The organism is Sandarakinorhabdus sp. (genome assembly GCF_032115815.1).
GTDB lineage: Bacteria > Pseudomonadota > Alphaproteobacteria > Sphingomonadales > Sphingomonadaceae > Sandarakinorhabdus.
The window spans coordinates 23,151-25,744 of record NZ_JAUMBI010000100.1 but is presented as its reverse complement, the minus strand read 5'-3'; the positions used below and the strand labels follow the sequence as shown (position 1 = coordinate 25,744).

Annotated in this window: 3 protein-coding genes; 1 reads left to right on the top strand and 2 read right to left on the bottom strand. The window is 66.0% G+C overall.

What is annotated here, in order from left to right:
- Together RT662_RS06235 and RT662_RS06230 are read right to left on the bottom strand one after the other, a co-directional pair.
- The coding region (locus tag RT662_RS06235; protein WP_313669842.1) for an inositol monophosphatase family protein at positions 1–608 on the bottom strand (608 nt) is incomplete at its 3' end.
- Entirely contained in the window at positions 605–1,741 is a 1,137-nt protein-coding gene (locus tag RT662_RS06230) for a CoA transferase (RefSeq protein WP_313669841.1), read from the bottom strand. The genes RT662_RS06230 and RT662_RS06235, both read right to left, overlap by 4 nt.
- Positions 1,742–1,825: 84 nt before the next feature.
- Here RT662_RS06230 and RT662_RS06225 point away from each other — a divergent pair.
- Positions 1,826–2,594: PA domain-containing protein (locus tag RT662_RS06225; protein WP_313669840.1), on the top strand; the 769-nt coding region annotated here is incomplete at its 3' end.

The window sequence follows — 2,594 nt, the reverse complement described above, 5'->3', positions numbered from 1 at the left end:
TTCAACCCCGATTCGACGACGGCATCGAGATGCCCGGCAGCGACCAGGCCATAATTGTGACAATCGCCGCCATACAGCGTGTCGCGCGCGGCGGTGCGCACGCGTTCGAAACAGGTGAAATCTTCCGACTCAAAAGCCTGCGGGCTGGTGGTGCCGATGCGCGCCTGGGCAAGATCGGTGCAGTGCCGCACATGCACCCGCGCGCCGTTCAGCGTGGTGTGCTGGCCGGGTGCCGCCATCCAGCGATCGCGGATGATGCATTGATCGATGATGCCCAGCACCGGCGTGCCCTGCTCCATCAGGCCGATCAGCGTGCCGAACAGGGGCCGGCCGGCGACAAAGGCGCGGGTGCCGTCGATGGGATCAAGCACCCACACGCGCTCGGCATCGGGGCGGTCTTCGCCATATTCCTCGCCAATCACCCCATCATCGGGGCGATACTGCGCCAGCAGGCGGCGGATGGCGGCTTCGGCTTCCTTGTCGGCGGCAGTGACGGGGGAGAAATCTTCCTTGGTCTCGACCAGGAAAGGTCGTCGGAACCATGGGCGGATGGCCTGGCCGGCCGCTTCGGCGAGCATTTCGGCAAGGGCGAGATCGCTGATCGTCACAGGCCGAGCTCCTTCAGGATAGCAGCGCGATCTGCATCCAGATCGGGGGCTGGGGCGCGGGTGGCGGGATCGGCATGAGCCGAAAGCTTGATCGGATTGCCGGCGGCGATCAGTGGCGTGCCGTCGGGCAGGGCGGTGTGCACCACCATGTTGCGCGCCTTCACCTGCGGGTTGGCCAGCGCCTGGCCGATGTTGTTGAGCGGGCCGCAGGGCACGCCGGCTGCCTCCAGCTTTGGCAGCCAGTGGCCCACGGGCTGGGTTTGCAGCACGGCTTCCAGCGCCGTCGACAGTTCTTCGGCATGGGTGGTGCGGGCATCGTTGCTGGCAAAGCGCGGATCAGTGGGCAGGCCCAGCGCCTTACGCAGCGCCTCGAACAGCTGATCGTTGCCGGCGGCAATCACCATGGGCGCATCGGCGCATTGATAGGCCGCAAAGGGCGTGATCGATGGATGACGCGCGCCCAGCGGGCCGGGTGACTGGCCGGTGGCGGCATAGCGCGCGATGGCGTTTTCGAGGATGGCGATCTGGCCATCAAGCATGGCGACATCGACGAACTGGCCCTTCCCGGTCCGGTCCCGGTCATGCAGGGCGGTCATGATGCCGATCACGGTGAACAGCCCGGCGGTGATGTCACCCACACTGGTGCCCACCCGCGTCGGCGGGCCGCCGGGGTGGCCGGTGACACTCATGATGCCGCCCATGGCCTGCACCACCATGTCGTAGGCGGCTTTCTGACTGTCCGGCCCGGTCTGGCCAAAGCCACTGGTCGCGGCATGGATCAAGCGCGGGTAACGGGCGGCCAGCACCTCCCAGCCATAACCCAGCCGTGCCATCACGCCGGGGCGATAATTTTCGATCAGCACATCGGCCTTTTCCAGCAGCGCCTCGAAGATGAGGCGATCTTGCGGCGACTTCAGATCGAGCGCGATCGATTGCTTGCCGCGGTTGATACTGGCGAAATAGGCGCTGTGGCCCTTGATGAACGGGCCATAGTGGCGGGCATCATCGCCGCCATCGGGCCGTTCCACCTTGATGACGCGGGCGCCGAGATCGGCCAGCACCATGGTGGCATAGGGGCCGGCGAGCACGCGCGACAGATCGATGACGGTGAGATCGGAGAGGGGACCGGGCATGGCCACGGGTGTAGCGATGTTTTTCCCCCTCGTCACCGCCCCGCCGGCTGGATAGACCATAAGCGACACAAGAGGGGAATGATGATGCGATCACTGATTCTGGCGGCGCTTCTGCTGGGTACCGCGGCCGCCGCGCAACCGGCCGCCAATCGCGAAGCGGCCTTTGATGCCCAGATCAGCAGTGCCGATCAGATGGCGTGGCTGAAGACCATGGCGGCCGGCCCCAATCATCTGGGCAGCCCGCACAACCAGGCCAATGCCGCGCTCATTGAAAAGATGTTCCGCGAATGGGGCTGGCAGGTGAAGCGCGCCGATTATCAAGTGCTCTATCCCACGCCGATTTCCACGTCGCTGGCCCTCGTCGGCCCGGTGGCGAAAACGCTGGGCGGGCAGGAGCCGGGCATCCCGCAGGATGAAACCTCCAACAGTCTCGCCGGCGCGTTGCCGCCCTATGTGGCCTTTCAGGGTGATGGCGATGTCACGGCGCCGGTTGTGTATGTGAACTATGGCCTGCCCGCCGATTACGAGGCGCTGGCGCGGCGCGGCATTTCGGTGAAGGGCAAGATCGTCATCGCGCGGTATGGCGCCGGCTGGCGCGGCCTGAAGCCGAAGCTGGCGCAGGAACAGGGCGCCATCGGCTGCCTGATCTATTCCGATCCGCAGCAGGATGGCTATGGCTCGGCCGACTCCTATCCGAACGGCGGTGGCCGTCCGCCGGCCGGGGTGCAGCGCGGCAGCGTGCTGGATATGATCACCTATCCCGGCGATCCGTTCACCCCCGGTGTGGGTGCCACCAAGGATGCCAAGCGCCTGACCCGTGAGACGGCGCCGACGGTGCTGAAAATCCCGACGC